We start from the raw sequence: 18,208 nt of genomic DNA, 5'->3' as shown, positions 1-18,208 counted from the left end.
GATACCAATCGGTAACCGCTATCTATTCGCCACATAGGAATCTAGAAAAGGGAGCCTAGCGGTCCACCGCTTGGCTCCCTTTTACTTCCTTAAAGTGAGTTGGGCCGCAATGAGATCAGCCACAATGGAGAAGTTCTCGTTTCTCCGATACTTAGTAGCGCTAGTTTTCCGACGTCTTCACTATTACCTTCGTTGCAAGATCCTCGAATACCTGACTTGCCTCCGCTACCGTATTTATATGCTGACCAGGGGCTTCTGAGCTATCTAGCTCGAAAATCGCTTTGCACGTTTGTTGTGCTTTAGGAGCAAGGCTATGAAAATCACGTATATTTGCTAGCTTGAGGCTATCTAGCGAATCCCTGACCAGGCCCATCTCTTGAAGCGGAGTAACAACACCGCTGATTAATGCTGGCTCGAGGCGCTCTTGCCAATGTCTATAGGCGGCTGCAGGTCTACCGCCATACACCCCGAATTGTTGTACCACGTAACCTAGGAAAACAGGAGACCCTCTTGGAATATCAAAGCCCAACTTCTGCGGAACACCACCGCGCGCACGACGCCATTGTTTTACCCACTCAACCACGGACTTTCCTACCGTTTCCAGAGCTCGGAGGGAGAACAAATCGGAGCTGACCGGGAGCATTAGGAAATCACTAGAGGCAATTATGGCTCGATTTAGTGCACCTATATTGGGGCCAACGTCACAAATGACCAGGTCACATCCGTGTTGCCGGCTGAGCGTGTGGAGCAAACGATAGATGGCAGAGGTTACGCGGAAACCTCTTTCCTGTCCCGCCAATGACTCAGTCCATGAACTGGGCAAAAGGCTTTCAAAATCTGCAAGTCTTATGTCACCTGGAACCAAGAGTACATTGTGTCTGATTTCCTGCGGAGCGCTGGCCACGAAATCTCCTTCGCCCGAGATGAGCGGACGTACAGCCATGGCAATAGTCCATCCGGCATCTTCCCCGTAAATGCTGAAAAGGTCGTTTTCCGGAATAGCCAAGGCTGTCAAGTTTGCCTGAGGATCCAAGTCTGCCAGAAGAACACGTTTGCCCAATTTCCCAAGGGCTAGCCCAAGATTAAAGGCCACAGTAGTCTTACCAACACCACCTTTGTGATTAAAGATAGTAATCACTTGCATCCCAACACCGCCCCCTCCATAATTCGGTCGCGCTGCGGAATTGGCTTGGTAATGCCTATACAAGGCGTTCGACGCTTTCCTCAGTTTTCCTGCATACGTCTATGCGCGGGAGGCTCTGCCTACAATGGCCATCTCTCAGGTATGATACCAACGACGCAAGTACACAGCCAGAACAATGAGGGATGCGTCTGGGGCAATGCCGGCAGGGAAACCTCCAACCGGTGGCGAACAAACCAACTATAGGTGGCAACTTTGTCGAGAAAGAGGGGTTCTGCTTGATCGCTGGCGTGAAGGTGAAGAAGCTCCTCCGCCACCCGGACGACCGGGGGTTCTTTCAGGAGATCCTGCGCGATGATGAAGGCCTTCTTGAACGCTTCGGCCAAGCTTCCATGTCCAAGACCTACCCAGGCGTAATCAAGGCTTTCCACTACCACGAAGAGCAGGACGACCTGTGGTTCTTCCCCGTGGGCAACGCCCAAGTTGTTCTCTACGACCTCAGAGAAGATTCGCCTACACACGGAGAGACGAACGTATTTTACCTCGGCGAGGACAACCCGGAGCTGCTCCTTATTCCCAAAGGTGTCGCCCACGGCTACCGGACGCTCGGCGAAAAGCCTGCCATCATCATTTACTTCACCACCCGCTCCTACAACCGCGAGAACCCAGATGAGAAGCGCCTGCCGTACGACGATCCCCGCATCGGCTTCGACTGGACCACAAAAATGAGGTGACCCCATTGAAAGTGCTCATAACAGGTGCCCGCGGGATGCTCGGACAGGCCATGGCAGCCGAGTTTGCCACGCGCGGTGACGAGGTTAAGCCCGCCGGGCACAGCGACCTAGACATAACTGACCTCAAGGCGGTTAAGGATGCTCTCGCCGCTCTTCGCCCTGACCTCGTAGTCAACTGTGCAGCCTATACCAATGTGGACCGCGCAGAGTCCGAACCACAGCCGGCTATGGCAGTGAACGCCCTCGGCCCGCGCAATTTAGCGCTGGCCTGCGCCGAAACTGGCGCCCCGCTTCTTCACATCAGCACCGACTACGTATTTGACGGGCAAAAGCCCTGCCCGTACACCATCTGGGATGCCCCTGCTCCGCTCAATGCGTATGGCCGTAGCAAGCTCTGGGGCGAAAACTACGTGAGGTCTCTTATGACCAGGTACTATCTGGTTCGTACCAGCTGGCTCTTCGGCCCCGGCGGCAAAAACTTCGTCACCACCATGCTGGACCTTGCCGGCCGTGTCACCCCACTCCGCGTGGTGGACGATCAGCACGGCTGCCCCACGTACACGGCAGACCTTGCGCGTGCCTGCGCAGACCTCGTGAGAACGGGGGCCTTCGGCAGCTACCACATCACCAACCGGGAGCCCACAACGTGGTACCGCTTTGCCGCCGAGATCTTTCGGAACACTGGGCGGAATGTAGAACTAAAGCCCATCCCTACAAAAGACTTTCCACGGCCCGCCGCCCGCCCGGCCAACTCTGTTTTGGATCCTTATCCACTACAAGAAACGCTCGGTTATCTTCTTCCACCCTGGCAGGACGCCCTTAAGCGCTATTTGTCCTCTGCACTGCCGCATCAATTATTGTCACGCTAATTTTATACCCGATTTAGGGCAGGAAAAACATACCGTTTGTCGAAATGGTAATCCTGGGAGCCAATTCCTCATTAACGGTCTGTCTTGGCAGCAGGGTAGAGGAGCTGAAACGAGTGCACATCCTTGTCACCGGCGGCGCTGGATTCATCGGAAGCAACTTCATCCGCTACATACTAACAGCCCATCGCGACTGGCTGATAACCAACCTGGACAAGCTCACCTATGCCGGGAACCTGGAGAACCTGGCCGACGTCGAGGGCCGTCCAGGATACACGTTCGTGCTCGGTGATATTGCAGACCGCGCTCAAGTCGGGGAACTGCTCGGCAAGCAGCACTTCGACGCCATTATCAACTTTGCTGCGGAGTCGCATGTGGACCGCAGCATTTTGGATGCTTCCCCCTTCATCGACACCAACGTCTGCGGCACCCAGGTTCTTCTGGAGGCAGCCCGCGCGGGCGGAGTGAGCCGCTTTATTCAAGTTTCTACAGACGAGGTGTACGGAAGCCTCGGCCCAGGCGATCCGCCATTTACGGAAGAGTCGCCGCTTGCTCCCAATAGCCCTTACGCGGCCAGCAAGGCGGCGGCGGACCTCCTCGTGCGCGCCTATCACAGGACTTATGGGCTGCCCGCCATTATCACCCGCTGCTCCAATAACTATGGTCCCTACCAGTTCCCCGAGAAGCTGATTCCCCTCATGATTACCAATGCCTTAGAAAATAAGCCGCTCCCCGTTTACGGGGACGGCCTTAACATCCGCGACTGGATCCATGTGGAAGACCACTGCCGGGCCATAGAGCTGGTCCTCTTGAACGGCCGGCCCGGCGAAGTTTACAACATCGGCGCCGGTTGCGAGCTCACGAACCTGGATGTAGTTCGGGCCATATTGCGTGCCCTTGGGCGCCCAGAAAGCCTCATAACCTATGTTCCAGACCGCCCGGGCCACGACCGGCGTTACGCCATAGATGCGAGCAAAATCAGAAACACCCTGGGGTGGGTGCCTCGCTACAAGCTCCAGGAGCACCTGCCGGAACTCGCTTGCTGGTACCAGGAACACAGCGCTTGGTGGCAGCGCATCAAGGCAGGAGAGTACCGCCGCTATTACGATGTACAGTATGGCCAGCGCGCCAAGGCAAGTCCCCAGCAGGAGAAAGGAAGTGACTCTGCGTGAAAGCACTCGTTCTGGCCGGCGGGCGCGGTACGCGCCTACGCCCCCTTACCTATACCACCGCCAAACAGCTCCTTCCCGTCGCCAACAAGCCCATTCTTTTCTTTGTGCTGGACCAGATTGCAGCGGCGGGCATCACCGACGTGGGCATTATCATTTCTCCCGAAACGGGCGAGAGCATCAAGGCTGCCGCCGGTGATGGGTCGCGCTGGGGTGCGCGCTTCACGTACATAGTCCAGGACGTACCTGGTGGCCTGGCTCATGCAGTAAAGGTCGCCCAGCCGTTCCTGGGCTCATCGCCTTTCGTGATGTTCCTGGGCGACAACCTCATACAGGGCGGCATTTCGGAACTGGTCGCCGGCTTTCACCAGAGCGGCGCCGCCGCTTCCATACTCCTTAAAGAGGTTCCCGATCCCCGACAATTCGGGGTGGCCGTTCTCGGGCCGGACGGCAGCGTCCAGCGCCTCATCGAAAAGCCGAAAGACCCTCCCAGCAACCTCGCCCTTGTTGGGGTGTATGTTTTTTCTTCTGCCATCCATCAGGCTATAGCCCGCATTCAGCCCTCCTGGCGCGGCGAGCTAGAAATAACCGACGCTATCCAGGAGCTACTCAACGAAGGCCTTCCCGTGCGCGCCAACCTTGTTTCCGGTTGGTGGCTTGATACTGGGAAGAAGGATGACATCCTCGAGGCTAACCGCGTTGTGCTCGATGAGTTCGCCACGCGCCGTATCGAAGGGGAAGTAGACGACGAGAGCCACGTCACTGGGCGGGTAGTATTGTCCCCTGGAGCTCGGGTTATTAGAAGCACCATACGAGGGCCTGCAGTAATTGGCACTAATGCTATGGTTGTGGAGTCCTTTATTGGACCCTATAGCTCCGTTGGCGAGCGCAGCTGCTTAAGGAACACCAGCATTGAGCACTCTGTAGTCCTCGAAGGTAGCTGCTTAACCGACGTTAGGAACATAGAAGATAGCTTAATAGGTAGGAACGTTAGGATTCAGGTGGCTACAGGCAAGCGGCAGGCAATTAGGCTCTTCCTTGGTGACGATTCGGATTTAGCTATTTGTGTACCATAAGTAGCACGCGGAGAAGCTGTTGGGGGCCAATTTTGAGATGAAGCTGTTGCTTGTATTGACGGCTACCATCGATCCAGGTGCAATGACGTTTACGGTACGGATGGATCCAACAATAAGGATGGCAGACTACTGTAATGCTCTAAAGCAATGGTCAAATTGGCGCGAGAGTTCCCCGTGGCCGGTTGATATTATTTTCTGCGAAAACTCTGGTTACCCACTTGATAATCTCCAGAGAGTTGTCGAAGGCCGCAAGGCTATTAGATTCATTCAGTTCGATGGAAACAAATATCCTTCCGTCCTGGGCAAGGGCTATGGCGAAGCCAAAATCCTGGAGCACGTTTTTTCGGCGGATCCTAGTGTTGATAACTATGATTATTGCGTCAAGTGCACGGGGCGAATCTTTGTCTCAAACGCTACGAGGGTTTTGCGAATACTCGAGAGCGCGCCAGACATATGCTCGCTACCAATGTCAAAACGCGGGGCGTTTGTTGATTCGCGTTTTTTTGTGGCTAGACCAAAAGCATTCAGGTTACTATTGGACGGGCTAGCCGAGTCCATCAATGACACTGCAGGGATCTATTTCGAGCATGCGCTTGCAGCTAAGATAAGTGAGGCGATTCGTTCCGGTAAAAGATGGACACCGTTCCACACTTTACCTTACTATATAGGGGTCAGTGGTTCAACAGGAGAAAGACTCAACGGAGTCATACCTGGCATAAAGCATTTGTTAAAGCACTTCTGCTACGCCGTGAGCTTATATCGCGCCTACAGAAGTGACAAAGGACTCTGGGAGGTGCTGAGGTGTTAAATGCCGTGCATTCACAAAGTGGAAACAACCTTCCTACCGTAACCGTCGTGACTGTGTGCAAGAACGCAGTGGGAATGATTGCATCCACGGTGAGAAGTGTGTTGGAACAGGACTATCCCAACGTGGAGTACTTGGTTGTCGATGGTTGCTCTTCAGATGGCACTCTCCAAGAGGTTAAAGCGGTCGACAAGGCCAATAGAGTAGTAATCCACTCTGCGCAAGATAATGGAATCTCTGAGGCAATGAATAAGGGAGTCATGCTAAGTAAAGGTGACCTTATCATCCACTTACATGCTGGCGATGTTTTTGTCAACGAGAACGTCCTTTCAATGGTTGTTGCTGACTACAGGCTGAACGGATGGCGCTGGGCAGTCGGGGGAATTCAAAGGGTAGCTCCGGACGGTAGAATACTGGCCATTCAACAGCCGGTCAAGTATGATTATAAGTATCTTTCGCGAATATGTTACCTGCCGCACCAGGCCACTTTTATCACAAGAGACATTTTCGAGCGCTACGGCTTATTCAGCTGTGACTTTGCGATTGTTATGGACTACGAGTACTGGTTGCGGATTGGTAAAGAAGAAGAAGCTCACATTCTGCCATTTGTCGTATCTCGGTTTCTGGAGGGTGGGCTTTCAAGTGATCCTTTGAGGAATTGGAAAGAAGACGTGAAAGCCAGACGAACACACATCAAACCGTACCCGTTAACATTTAGAATGTGGGATCTTTGGGTTCTGCTATATAGGTACTGTGATTACGTAAGCAGGAGAACTATTCCCGTAACACTGCGCGAACAATTGCTCCAAATCAAGAGGGCTCTTTTTTCCCGTGCCCACGAGCAATTCTATGTCAAAAAGCGCACTGGGGGAGGGAAACTTTGAGATATCAGACGCTCTATTCCAAACTTGTAAACCTAGCCATCTTGGTTGCTCCATTTATTGGGATTGTGCCGTTTAATGTTTCTGGCTATGGCATGCAGTTAAGTACTCTTATTTTAGGAACAATAGGGGCCTATTTACTGGCAAAAGCTTGTGCGAGCGGAGCAATCTTCAGGATGCACATAGACGCTATTACCCTGTTCGTTCTCCTTTACTTCCTAGCCTCACTGCTTTCGATTATTGGGGTTTGGCAAGGTGGAAACGTCCAGTGGGGAACATACACGCAACTTGCTAAGTACTTACGAGGAGTGGCGTCCGTATTTCTCCTTATTTTGGTTTACTTCTCCCTTAGATTAGGATCGCTAGGGGATTGGGACATAGCTAAACTAATTCGGTCATACACGTTGGCTTCTACGCTTCACGCTGCTTTCGGTATCTACCAGGTTATTGCTTTGTACTATAACTTTCCGTTTGCATACCCCTTGATGAATAATAACTCCTTTTACGCCGTTACGCCTGCTAATCTGCCTTCTCCCAGAGCATTCGGATTTACTCCGGAGCCTTCGATGTTTGCAATCACCTTGTTACCTGCCTGGCTTGCCGAATTCATAACTCCTAGGCGTCAATGGCTGCGTTTTTTGGTCCTGTCAATAGCATTGCTTCTATCCAAGTCGCGCTTGGGCCTAGTTAGCTGCGTGCTAACGATACTGGTTGCAGCATTCTGCCGTGTCTGGAGTAGAAGGCGTGGGCAAAGAATTCTAATTCCTTTATCCATCCTTACTCTTATCGTAATAGCCATCTCAACTCTATATATGATTATCGTCAACAACCTTGTAACAGGTTCCCAATTGGCGGATTATGACCCTTCCCTAGGGGAACGTTTTTCCACTGCCGTGATAGCGTTCCGCCTGTTTCTTGCAAATCCTTTGTTTGGAGTAGGTCTTGGATCATATCCCCTTATGGCAGTTATGTATCTTAAGCCAAACACGGACTACGTTTGGGGGATTGATCGAGTAATGACAGGGCAATCCTATGTATTTCCCAATAATGCATTTCTTGAAGTCTCGGCGCAGCAGGGCATTTTGGGAATGGTTTCCTTTATAGGGATCCTTCTATCAGTAATCTGGTACTTGGCCTTAGCAAGTAAAAACGGGATGAGCGTACCTTACCAGGCCACTATCTGTGCTCTTGGTCTTACACTGACCAGCTTATTCTCTGGTTTTACGTTTGTCCCGATCTGGATCTTCTTGGGCCTGTCGTCGATCTCTCTACAAGAAGGCCGAGAAAGGATCTAACCCATGATAGTGTCAGTAGTAATTCCTTTTAAAAACACATTAGATCGGTTGGAAAGGTTGCTGCAGGCACTTGCTCAACAAACGTACCCACACAACATGATAGATGTTATTATTGTGGACGATGCTTCGTCGGAACCTGTATCTAGTTACATGGACAGTTCACTGACCGATTTTAGAGAACTAGTTGTTCTTAGACACGAGGCTAGTAAAGGCAGGGCAGCGAGTCGAAACGCAGGCGCATTCATAGCCAAAGGCGATCTGCTAGTCTTTTTGGATAGTGATGATTTGCCAACACCTAATTATATCTTAGAACTTGTAAGAGCTATTCAGAAGTGTAACCAACGATGCATAATACGTGCTAATATCCGGGTTCATCCAGACCTCATCACGAAAAAAAACTATGCAAGGTATCAGGACTCGCGATATATTGGTGGAAGAATTGAAGCTGGCAAATTTGGGTATGACCCGAACGATTTACCACCCAAGTTCGTTTCTACAAACAGCCTTGCATTGCTTCGAAAGCATTTTGTGGAATTAGGAGGTTTTGACGAGGACTTTCGCGCATACGGCGGAGAAGATGAGGAATTCGGCATGCGGGCATGGACGAGGGGGTTTAGAATAGTCTACGCGCAAGATGCGTTGATTTATGACTTCGATGACCGAATGTCTTTAGATCGGTTGTGCAGGCGAATTCCAGAGTATATCCAAGTATCTCTACCAATGCTACTTGCAAAGTGCCCGACTTACGTAGCTCATTCCCTGTATGCCCAAATTACTCTTGGTAATACTCTTCGTTCTAGACTGATAAGAGCAGTGTCGTTGGGCCTTGGGGTGATCGGTGCTGATGCTATACTTAAATGCTGGCTACGTCTGTTTGACAGCTGTACATGGTTAAGGATCCCGTCCAGCATCTATGACATCGTCCTGGCTGTGGAGGTAGCTAAAGCCGCTTGCCTAGGGAGTAGGATTAACAGATATCCGAGCGGCGGAATTCACCAGTAATTCAGCTGTTTAGTAGGCAGAGAGCTGTTATTAATCTCACGTAGAGATCGTAAGGAGGATGCTTATGGTAAGAAGAGGATGATGTCGGAGACCTCGTAAAATTTCAGGGGCGCCCCTTTTCTCCGTTTTTAGGCCATTTTCACGGTGATGAATAATTATGGGACCACCTCGCGTTCAAGAGCCGCCGCCAGCAGCGGTAGTAAGCAGTACCGCTTAATGCGATTGAACTCCTTCTCAGCTTCCCGTAACCCCGCCGCCGACCAGCGCCGAACCTGCTGTCCGTGGCGCTAACGCTTTGCGTCGCAAGCGGCGACCTGCACCTCGTCAAACGCTTTCAATGGCGTTGGTTGACTTCAGCGTCTTCATTAGCAGGCCAGCCTGTCCTAGAAGTCACGGAAAGTGTTTCTTCTAGCCCCTCCCGCAGGCTTGCGGCCGCCCTAGGGTACCGGTTCTCCAGGTCGTCGGCCAGCTTCTGCAGGGGCCTTAGGGCTTTGATGAGGCTGTTTTTGACTCTCACCCTGGGCTGCTGTATAGCTACCTTCGCCCGCCTAACCGCGCTCCCTCTCTCTGCGCCATGGCGGAATGCCTGGCGATCACAAAGATGCTTACCTTTGGGTCCGGCTATCTCCGTCGCCTCTGCCTCCATCATGGACCGCAGAACCTGAACCTCAAGTCCCACGGCCATGGAAAGGGCAGGTAGTCCCCCTTTTAGCCGCGCCCATGATCTCCTTAAAGGCGATCTCGGCTTTTTCCGCTAGCTTTTCTGGAAATGGGTGGGCAAGGCCTGAAGCTAACTGAACACGAGATAGGAGGGATGTATGATATGAGTAAAAAAGCTCTCATCACCGGTATAACTGGCCAGGATGGCTCTTACCTGGCTGAGCTCTTGTTGGCTAAGGGATACGAGGTGCACGGCCTTATAAGAAAGGCTAGCACCTTCAATACGGACCGCATTGACCACCTATACCAGGATCCTCATGACCCGGGGGCCAAATTATTTCTATACTATGGAGATTTAACTAATCTAGAACAGATCTCGAATTTGGTGTACAACGTCCAACCGGACGAGATTTACAACTTGGGAGCCCAAAGTCATGTTGCAGTTAGTTTTGATATGCCTGTGTATACTGGAGAAACGACAGGGCTAGGAACTACTAGATTGTTGGAAGCGGTACGTCGAAGTGGCATCAAGACACGATTTTACCAAGCCAGCACATCTGAGTTATTTGGGGCTTCACCGCCTCCTCAAAACGAGAACACGCCTTTTTACCCGCGCAGCCCTTATGCTGCTGCCAAGTTGTATGCCTATTGGATGACTGTGAACTACCGGGAAGCATACAGTCTTTATGCCTGTAATGGCATCTTATTCAATCACGAGAGCCCACGTCGAGGCGAGACGTTCGTTACGAGAAAGATCACTCGAGCTGTGGCAAGGATTCTGGCAGGGAAACAGAAGGACCTTTACCTTGGAAACCTAGATGCCAAGAGGGACTGGGGGTATGCACCGGAGTATGTGGAGGCTATGTGGTTAATGTTACAGCAGGAAAAGCCCGAGGACTACGTAATCGGCACTGGGGAGGCTCATAGGGTACGCGAATTCCTAGAAGAGGCATTTGAATATGTCGGGCTAGATTGGCAAAGATATGTCAAAGTCGATACCCGTTATTTCCGGCCCACAGAGGTGGAACATTTGCTCGCTGACCCAAGCAAGGCTCGACAAAAACTCGGTTGGGAACCTAAGGTTACGTTTAAGGAACTTGTCCGTATTATGGTAGATGCAGATATGGAGGCTTTGGGGCTTACCCCGCCGGGAGAAGGGAAAGCCATATTGAAGAAGAAATTTGCAGGCTGGCATTGTTGGGAGGCGGCAGTAACTGCGTCGTTAGATTCTACAGGGCGAGGGTTTGAATAAGGCCTGGACTGCTATTGCTTAAGTAGTAGTGTCAAGGAGTGAGAGGAATGTGGAAAGATAAAAGGGTAGTAGTCACTGGCGGAGCGGGGTTCCTAGGCTCCTTCCTGGTGGAAAAGTTACAGAGAAGGGGCTGTTGTAATGTTTTTGTTCCACGCAGCCGTGAGTACGATTTGCGAGAAAAGGAAAATATTCAGCATCTCCTAAGTGATACCCAGCCGGAAATAATTTTTCACCTCGCAGCGGTTGTAGGAGGCATTGGAGCCAATCAGGCTAATCCGGGACGCTTCTTTTATGACAACGCCATAATGGGCATTCAGCTCATCGAACAGGCACGACTGTTTGGTGTCCGTAAGCTCGTGTTGTTAGGTACCATATGTGCTTACCCCAAGTACACTCCCGTACCCTTTAAAGAGGATCTTTGGAACGGTTATCCCGAGGAAACAAATGCTCCTTACGGTCTTGCAAAAAAAATGTTATTGGTGCAGGCACAAGCATACCGCCAACAGTATGGTTTAAACAGTATCTATCTATTACCAGTTAATCTCTATGGGCCACGCGATAATTTTGATCTTGAAACCTCTCATGTTATTCCTGCCTTGATCCGAAAATTCGTTGATGCTGAAGAGAACGGCCAGCAGCAAGTAGTGGTGTGGGGCACAGGCAAGCCAACGAGGGAATTCTTATACGTAGAGGATGCGGCAGAGGGGATTTTGTTGGCGGCCGAGCGGTACGATAAGCCGGAGCCGGTGAACCTCGGCTCGGGCGGGGAGATTGCTATCCGTGATTTGGTCTACCTTATCAAAGATATGGTAGGATATCAAGGAAGCGTTATCTGGGATACCTCTCGGCCGGATGGGCAGCCACGTAGACGGCTAGACACCTCGCGTGCATGGCAGGAATTCGGCTTTCGGGCGAAAACTTCGCTGCGTGAAGGACTTGAGAAAACAATCGCTTGGTACATGCAGCAGAGGGGTAGGTAAGCCAATGCATGCCACTCAACAAGCCCACGGCAAGCGACTTCTAGTTATCAACCAGTATTTTGCTCCCGATACTGCAGCATCAGGTCAGGTACTAGCCTCATTGTGTGAAGGACTCGCCCACAGAGGATTTGAGATTATCGTGGTTTGTGGGTTTCCCAGCTATACAGATGATGCTCCAGAAGCACCCCCAGTTGAGGGTAGACAAGAGATCACGGTTTACCGTGTGGGGACGGGCGGTGTTAAGGGACGCTCCAGTATAAGGAAACGCATACAGGGGTACCTAGGGTTTATGCTCTCAGCATGGAAAAAGATTCAGGTGTTAAGTTTAAGAGAACATTTTGACGCTGTGGTAACCCTCACGAATCCACCATCTGTTGGGCTACTTGGGGTGCTTGCACAACACAAGTTGCATTGTCCGTTTGTCTATGTTGTTCATGATCTGCATCCGGACATCTTAGTAAAGTGTGGAAGGCTGCGATCTGGTTTGGTCGTCCGTCTATGGGACAGGATGAATTCGCTTATCTTTACTAATGCTACTGCAATTGTAGTGCTGGGGGACCGGATGCGAGAATACCTTCAAGTGGAAAAGTGTGTATCCAATGAAAAGATAAGGGTCATCCACAACTGGTCAACACAAGATATCAGTCCTCGTCCAAGACTTAATTCTTTCCGCACAATCCACGGTCTGGGAGACCGTTTTGTGGTACTATACACTGGCAACATGGGCATTTCTCATAATCTGGAGTATCTGTTAGAAGCAGCTGCAAAAACTCAAGGAGATACACAATTCCTTTTTGTTGGCAGTGGCGAAAAAAAGGCTAGTCTTCAGGCTACGGCGAAGAAACTGGGCTTATCCAATGTAATCTTCTTGCCATATCAACCCGAAAACGTGCTTAACGATATGCTGGCAGCAGCTGACATTTGTGTAGTGGCTTTAGAACCTGAGCTGACCGGCCTTGCGGTTCCTTCAAAGACATATCCCATTTTGGCCGCCGGTAAGCCAATTCTAGCAATCGGCTCATCTAATAATGAAGTAGCCGAGATCGTGCGTCAGTGGGATTGCGGATGGGTAGCCACGACATCTGACGAGACACACCAATTGCTTCAGCGCCTAGCAGCATCTCATGATGAAGTATTAAGGGCCGGAGACAACGCTCGGAAAGCTTACCTGGAGAACTTTACTCGAGAGAAAGCTGTGACCCGCTATGTAGAAATGTTGAAGGACGTTCTCCAGAAGGGGGAAAGAACAAGGAAGGAATGCTGCTGAGGGGTGTTGAACTTAACGTTCCAGCTTTGATGTTAAGGGGTACTTCGTAAATCTAGGAACAGGCAAGAGGGCAAGCCGGGGTTTGACTTCGTTTAGCAGGACTAGCTAACCAAATGGGGCAGGAACCACGTCGGGAAATGTAGAATTCGTTCTTGCAGAGTTGCACGCTAAGATGTAACCAGAGCATGCAAGGACGGGGGAGGAAGGTCCCATGCGCCGATCATGGGGTGGCCAACTCTTACTGTATATACTTGACGTTTTCTTAATGAATCTTGGCTTTTACGTTGCCTTTAGGGTACGATTTGGCGCTGCCATTCCAGTAGAAAACTTAGCGCCATACTTAAGACTTGTACCGTACCTCAGCCTTATTCTTCTCATCCTTTTTTGGTTGTTCGGGCTTTATGAGGGTAGTTGGAAACGGCCACTGGAGACTCTCTATAGTGTGGGTCTCTCGGTCGTTATCTTGAATGTGCTGGCCATGGCCTTGACGTACTTCCTCCGTGGTTTTGCCTTTCCGCGTACGGTGTTCTTCATTGCCGGTTTTCTACAGGTAGTGCTTCTTGGGGTGTGGCGGCTTATCTGGCAGACGGTAATAGACCGGGCAGAGACGACGAAGACAGTGGCTGTGATAGGGGCGAATGGGGATGGCTTAAGGGTGGCGGAGAAGCTGGGCTCACTGACGGGCCGTCACTATAATGTACGCGCTGTCCACGATGCAGGCGGGAGCGAGTTTCCAGCGCAAGCTGTGGCAGAGGCAGACATCATCTGTATCAACTCGTCTATTCCGCGTGAGGAAAGGGAACGCCTGATCGCCACCTGTCTAGAGTGGAACAAAGAGGTATTCTTGTTGCCGGAGCTGTATGAGATTCTCCTACATAACGCGAATGTGGAGCGGATTGACGACCTCACGGTTTTTCGAGTGGAAGGACTGGGACTTACACGCGGTCAGCAGCTGATGAAGCGCCTTCTGGACTTGGGCCTGGCTGCTGTGGCTTTGGTTTTCGCCTTGCCGCTTTTTCCAGTACTCATGGTAGCGGTACGGTTTTCTTCACCCGGCCCGATATTCTATTTACAGAAGCGCAGCGGGCAAAATGGGAAACCCTTCAAGCTGTGGAAATTCCGAACCATGGTACAGGACGCGGAGAAGCTCACCGGGCCGGTCCTGGCCAGCGAAAACGACCCGCGGATCACCAAAGTAGGGAGATTCCTCCGCGCGTCGCGGCTGGATGAGCTCCCGCAGATCTTCAACGTTATCAAGGGAGATATGAGCTTTGTGGGTCCCCGGCCGGAACGGCCGTTCTTTGTGGAGCAGTTCTGCGAGACGATACCGGAGTATAAGTTCAGGCTTAAGGTAAAGCCGGGGATCACAGGCTTGGCGCAGGTACAGGGGAAGTACGATACCGACCCAGCGGACAAGCTCCGGTACGACCTGTACTACATACGGAACTACTCGCCGCTTCTGGATCTGCAGATTATCTTTCAAACCCTGCGCGTGGTACTTACCCCTGAGGCGGCACGTGGTACGCGGGGGACGATTCACGTACTCCAAAACAACAGGGGGACAATGAAGGCGTAGTCGTAGAGCGGTGAAAATACAGCAAGGCGGCCTCGGCGGGCTGCCTTATCAGTATAAAGGACCCTCAATGCCGGCAAGATTGCGCGGGATCTGGGCTGGTGCTCGCAGGTGACGCTGGAGGAAGGTTTTGTGCCACGCGTAGATACGGCGATGTGAATTGCAAAAGCCTTGGGCATGAAGCTGGATTTTGTTAGATCTGATCAGGTGCAGGATTACTGAACTTGGATAACTTATCCAATCCCGGTGCCATGGCTGCGGGAACGCGAAGGGAGAGAGTGGAGTGCGCGTATTGGTAACCGGCGGTGCCGGGTTCATCGGCTCGCACGTGGTGGAGGCGTGTTTGGCGGCAGGGCATGAGGTGGCGGTGGTGGATGACCTCTCCGGCGGGAAGAAGGAGAACCTGCCGGCGGGGGTGCCGATCTTTCAGGTGGATGTGGCTGACGCCGCCGCGGTGGAGAAGGCCTTTGAGTCGGCGCGACCGGAGGCGGTGATCCATGAGGCGGCGCAGATCTCGGTGAGCCGCTCGGTGCGGGAGCCGGGCCTGGATGCGCGGACGAACGTGCTCGGGCTGTTAAATGTGCTGGAAGCGGCGGTGCGGCAGGGCGTACGCGCTTTTGTTTTTGCTTCGTCCGGCGGGGTGCTCTACGGCGATGTGTTCGAACCGGCGGCGGAGGAGCACCCGGCGGCACCGGTCTCGCCCTACGGCATAGCTAAGCTCGCCGGGGAAATGTACCTCGCCTTTTTTGCCCGCGAGCACGGCCTGCGCTGTGCGGCCCTGCGCTACGGCAACGTCTACGGCCCGCGGCAGGACCCGCACGGCGAGGCCGGGGTGGTGGCCATTTTCCTGGAGAGGTTCTTGGCCGGTGCGGCGCCCATTATTAACGGGGACGGCAGGTACATAAGGGATTATGTCTACGTGGAGGATGTGGCCCGGGCCAACCTGCTGGCCCTGGAGGGTGAGTGGGAGGGCTTCCGCGCTTATAACGTGGGTACGGGCCGGGGTACGGACGTGAATGAGCTGGAGCGGGGCCTGCGCTCTGCCCTGACGGAAATTCTTCGGGAGCAGGGGAGGAAGCCGGCGCTGCCGGCGGCCACCTACGGCCCACCTCGGCCGGGCGACCTGCGCTCCAGCCTCCTCGATGCCGGAAAGATCGCCCGGGAGCTGGGCTGGCGCCCTCAAGTAGCGCTGGAGGAAGGGCTTAAACGCACCGCCGCCTGGTTCGCCGATCGCCGGAACCGCAACGCCGACGGCCTTTGACATCATTCAAAATTTCAGAGGAACGTTACAGGTGACGGGTACACCCATACACCTATTAGCAGCGCTGCGTGCGGTATAATGGTAGCTCCCAGGCGTTACTTTCGGGTTTGAGGTGGGTTGCGCGGTGAGCCTGGTTCGTTTCATGCTGGAGCGAGCGGTTCTCTTCCGTGTACCGGGAGTTAAAAGGATAAACTCCATTGACAACGGACAGAACAAAGTAACTGTGTTTGTAGGGGGAGAGGGTGGTGCATCGACCCTGGAGCTTCTTACCCAAGCACGCCAAGTTCTAGAGGAACGCCGCCCTGTAACGACCTTGGTGGAGGTCAAACCTTACGAAGAAGGCCCGGGCAGTGCCTTACCACCGTATCAGCTGTCACCTGAGCTCAGACGTTCCGGTGTGTTTTGGCCGCCCAACAAAACCGACCTGGTACTGTGTCTTAAGAACTGTATTCCAGGCTGTGTGCATGTTGATGCCGTCACAGTTGCCGGCGGAGTAGTGGATGTTTATGTGGGCGATGAGAGTGGTATCGCTACACAGGAACTTGTGGCACATGCCAAACGGCTTCTGGCCGAGCTCTTCGGGCCGGGGGTGACGTTCACCGTCCACGACTTCACACGTAGTCCAGCTGCTGCTCGTTTTAACAAGCGACCGGAGCATCTTCTTGCTACCAGCCGGTTTGATCCAGCGCTTTACGGCGATGAGAAGATAAAGCAGCTTGCCCGCGCAGACGAGGAACGGTTCTGTGACTATCTGCCTGAGTTGATCGAAGCAAATTTGGGTTATCAGACATTTCTTGGCCGCCATTTCCGATCTGGCGGAGCGGTTTACCCCGGGCTAGGGTACAATGAAGAGACATTGGAGACTTTATTGGCGCTTTACGAGACTGTTTACTTGCCTGTAGAGCAGGACGGTGAAGTTTGGTCACAGAAGAGAAAACTTGGACTGGATGTAGACCTCATAGTAGAACTCGCACGCACAGGCAGGGTAGTTCCTCTGTTTCATGCCCCGCTTCACCAATACAATGCGCATACAGTACTGAAAATCCTGGAGGCCGCAGAGGGCCGGGCGCTGATGCCGCGCGAACTGGATGGCTTGACGGTGCTCACCCTGGCCAAGCAGTTCCCGTTCTGGAAGCGGTTTCGGCAAGACCCCGGCACAGCGGCGGAACTGTATCAGGTGGTACGGCGCGGGTTGTCTGAGTGCGCGGACGCGGATCCTGCTCTCGAATTTGCTGCTGAGGTGGCCCCGAAAATGCTTGATCTGCATCTGACCGTGGCCGAAGCGGGTGAGGGGTGGTTCTTAGACAGGGGCCACACGGCAGCAGGGACGTTAGCAGTTGGTGGAGCCATAGAATCATTTGTTGAACTCATGGTGAAGGGCCTTAATGAGCCGAAGCACCAGATTCGCCAGATGAAAGACAGCCTGAGCCTTGAAGCTTATGGCTACAGCATGAATATGGCTGTAGCGCGTGCTTTAGGGGCCGTCTATGCACCACTTAATGTAATCAATGAACCGATTCTGCGGCTTATTGCCCACCTTCAAGCCGGCCCGGATAAGAACCCTCTAACCCCAGACGTAGGAGAACTGCAGCTGGTCTTACGAGAACTTCACATTGCCCGACCCAGCCACGTTCCACTGCGAGAGTACTTGGAAGTGCTTGACTCTACAGAGGCACGTAGAATCCGGTCGATTATCACTGACATCCTCAATGGATGTGCGACTCCGGATTCGGCTACGGAGCTGAAGCACCGGATCGAGCGGTATAACCAAGAGGTAGCAAAGTGGCGGACATCTCCATGGGGGCGGATGGCAGATGTAGTGGATCTCGTGGGGCTGGGATTAGATTTGGCGCTGACGGCAACCGGGCTTTGTCTTCCGGGAGTGAGCACTTTCTTAGGGCCACTGCTGAAAGGTACAATGGGGGGACAGGTTGTTGACTCGCTATTAGGCAAACTGGAAGATCGTGTCTTCGGCCTAATCGGTGGAGTGTCCCCTGCAGCCATCCGTATTCACAAAGTTCGAAGGGAGTTGGGGAAGCATTATTAGAACCTGCCGACAGGTGTCCCGCTCTACCAGGTGGATATAGCGGATGCGGCAGCGGTGGAGCACCCGACGGCAACCTACGGCCCAGCCCGGCCGGGCGACCTGTGCTCCAGCCTCCTCAATGCTGGAAAGATCGTCCGGGAACTGCGCTGGCGCCCCTAAGTAACGCTGGAAGAAGGCCTCAAGCGCACCGCCGCCTAGT

16 protein-coding genes are annotated in these 18,208 nt (G+C 52.8%); 15 read left to right on the top strand and 1 reads right to left on the bottom strand.

The window, feature by feature from the left end:
- Positions 1 to 160: 160 nt before the first annotated feature.
- Positions 161 to 1,144, bottom strand: coding sequence for a ParA family protein (locus tag K5554_RS14035; RefSeq protein WP_221039074.1), 984 nt, complete (start codon positions 1,142 to 1,144; stop codon positions 161 to 163).
- Positions 1,145 to 1,419: 275 nt separating this feature from the next.
- On the opposite strand from K5554_RS14035, the gene K5554_RS14030 reads away from it, so the two are divergent.
- From K5554_RS14030 to K5554_RS14530, 15 genes are all read left to right on the top strand, one after another.
- The gene (locus tag K5554_RS14030) at positions 1,420 to 1,875 is read left to right on the top strand and encodes a dTDP-4-dehydrorhamnose 3,5-epimerase family protein (RefSeq protein ID WP_255565431.1); all 456 of its coding nucleotides are present in this window, start codon (positions 1,420 to 1,422) and stop codon (positions 1,873 to 1,875) included.
- 11 nt (positions 1,876 to 1,886) lie between these two features.
- Positions 1,887 to 2,744: a dTDP-4-dehydrorhamnose reductase gene (rfbD, locus tag K5554_RS14025; RefSeq protein WP_255565635.1), complete on the top strand. Its 858-nt coding sequence runs from the start codon at positions 1,887 to 1,889 to the stop codon at positions 2,742 to 2,744.
- 113 nt (positions 2,745 to 2,857) lie between these two features.
- Positions 2,858 to 3,913: a dTDP-glucose 4,6-dehydratase gene (gene rfbB / locus K5554_RS14020; RefSeq protein ID WP_255565429.1), complete on the top strand. Its 1,056-nt coding sequence runs from the start codon at positions 2,858 to 2,860 to the stop codon at positions 3,911 to 3,913.
- Positions 3,910 to 4,986, top strand: coding sequence for a glucose-1-phosphate thymidylyltransferase (locus K5554_RS14015; protein ID WP_221039070.1), 1,077 nt, complete (start codon positions 3,910 to 3,912; stop codon positions 4,984 to 4,986). The genes rfbB and K5554_RS14015 overlap by 4 nt, the downstream gene beginning before the upstream one ends.
- 37 nt (positions 4,987 to 5,023) lie before the next feature.
- Positions 5,024 to 5,794 carry a hypothetical protein gene (locus K5554_RS14010; protein ID WP_221039069.1) on the top strand — a complete coding sequence of 257 codons (771 nt, stop codon included), beginning with the start codon at positions 5,024 to 5,026 and terminating at the stop codon, positions 5,792 to 5,794.
- Positions 5,788 to 6,675, top strand: coding sequence for a glycosyltransferase family 2 protein (locus K5554_RS14005; protein ID WP_221039068.1), 888 nt, complete (start codon positions 5,788 to 5,790; stop codon positions 6,673 to 6,675). The genes K5554_RS14010 and K5554_RS14005 overlap by 7 nt, the downstream gene beginning before the upstream one ends.
- Positions 6,672 to 7,967 carry an O-antigen ligase gene (locus K5554_RS14000; protein ID WP_221039067.1) on the top strand — a complete coding sequence of 432 codons (1,296 nt, stop codon included), beginning with the start codon at positions 6,672 to 6,674 and terminating at the stop codon, positions 7,965 to 7,967. The genes K5554_RS14005 and K5554_RS14000 overlap by 4 nt, the downstream gene beginning before the upstream one ends.
- 3 nt (positions 7,968 to 7,970) lie before the next feature.
- The gene (locus K5554_RS13995; RefSeq protein ID WP_221039066.1) at positions 7,971 to 8,969 is read left to right on the top strand and encodes a glycosyltransferase; all 999 of its coding nucleotides are present in this window, start codon (positions 7,971 to 7,973) and stop codon (positions 8,967 to 8,969) included.
- An 823-nt stretch (positions 8,970 to 9,792) separates the two neighbouring features.
- Positions 9,793 to 10,881 carry a GDP-mannose 4,6-dehydratase gene (gene gmd, locus K5554_RS13990; protein ID WP_221039065.1) on the top strand — a complete coding sequence of 363 codons (1,089 nt, stop codon included), beginning with the start codon at positions 9,793 to 9,795 and terminating at the stop codon, positions 10,879 to 10,881.
- 47 nt (positions 10,882 to 10,928) lie between these two features.
- Positions 10,929 to 11,861 carry a GDP-L-fucose synthase gene (locus K5554_RS13985; protein ID WP_221039064.1) on the top strand — a complete coding sequence of 311 codons (933 nt, stop codon included), beginning with the start codon at positions 10,929 to 10,931 and terminating at the stop codon, positions 11,859 to 11,861.
- A gap of 4 nt (positions 11,862 to 11,865) precedes the next feature.
- Positions 11,866 to 13,128 (top strand): glycosyltransferase family 4 protein, encoded by a 1,263-nt coding sequence (locus tag K5554_RS13980; RefSeq protein WP_221039063.1) that lies wholly within the window; start codon positions 11,866 to 11,868, stop codon positions 13,126 to 13,128.
- 211 nt (positions 13,129 to 13,339) lie between these two features.
- Complete coding sequence (locus tag K5554_RS13975) at positions 13,340 to 14,704, top strand: sugar transferase (protein ID WP_221039062.1); 1,365 nt, start codon at positions 13,340 to 13,342, stop codon at positions 14,702 to 14,704.
- Between the two features lie 280 nt (positions 14,705 to 14,984).
- On the top strand, positions 14,985 to 15,962 hold the full coding sequence (locus K5554_RS13970; protein WP_221039061.1) for an NAD-dependent epimerase/dehydratase family protein: 978 nt from the start codon (positions 14,985 to 14,987) through the stop codon (positions 15,960 to 15,962).
- 124 nt (positions 15,963 to 16,086) lie between these two features.
- On the top strand, positions 16,087 to 18,009 hold the full coding sequence (locus K5554_RS13965; protein WP_221039060.1) for a hypothetical protein: 1,923 nt from the start codon (positions 16,087 to 16,089) through the stop codon (positions 18,007 to 18,009).
- A gap of 30 nt (positions 18,010 to 18,039) precedes the next feature.
- A complete protein-coding gene (locus K5554_RS14530; RefSeq protein ID WP_255565428.1) occupies positions 18,040 to 18,168 on the top strand; it encodes a hypothetical protein in 129 nt (42 codons plus the stop codon).
- The last annotated feature ends 40 nt before the right edge of the window (positions 18,169 to 18,208 follow it).

The organism is Gelria sp. Kuro-4, from assembly GCF_019668485.1.
GTDB lineage: Bacteria > Bacillota > DTU030 > DUMP01 > DUMP01 > DUMP01.
The sequence above is the reverse complement of the archived record's forward strand: the minus strand, read 5'-3'. Positions and strand labels throughout refer to the sequence as shown.

Bases quoted from the DNA above. Each gene is read 5' to 3' on its own strand.
- K5554_RS14035 (WP_221039074.1), bottom strand. From the start codon at position 1,144: ATGCAAGTGATTACTATCTTTAATCACAAAGGTGGTGTTGGTAAGACT.
- K5554_RS14010 (WP_221039069.1), top strand. From the start codon at position 5,024: ATGAAGCTGTTGCTTGTATTGACGGCTACCATCGATCCAGGTGCAATG.
- K5554_RS13995 (WP_221039066.1), top strand. From the start codon at position 7,971: ATGATAGTGTCAGTAGTAATTCCTTTTAAAAACACATTAGATCGGTTG.
- gmd (WP_221039065.1), top strand. From the start codon at position 9,793: ATGAGTAAAAAAGCTCTCATCACCGGTATAACTGGCCAGGATGGCTCT.
- K5554_RS13985 (WP_221039064.1), top strand. From the start codon at position 10,929: ATGTGGAAAGATAAAAGGGTAGTAGTCACTGGCGGAGCGGGGTTCCTA.
- K5554_RS13980 (WP_221039063.1), top strand. From the start codon at position 11,866: ATGCATGCCACTCAACAAGCCCACGGCAAGCGACTTCTAGTTATCAAC.
- K5554_RS13975 (WP_221039062.1), top strand. From the start codon at position 13,340: ATGCGCCGATCATGGGGTGGCCAACTCTTACTGTATATACTTGACGTT.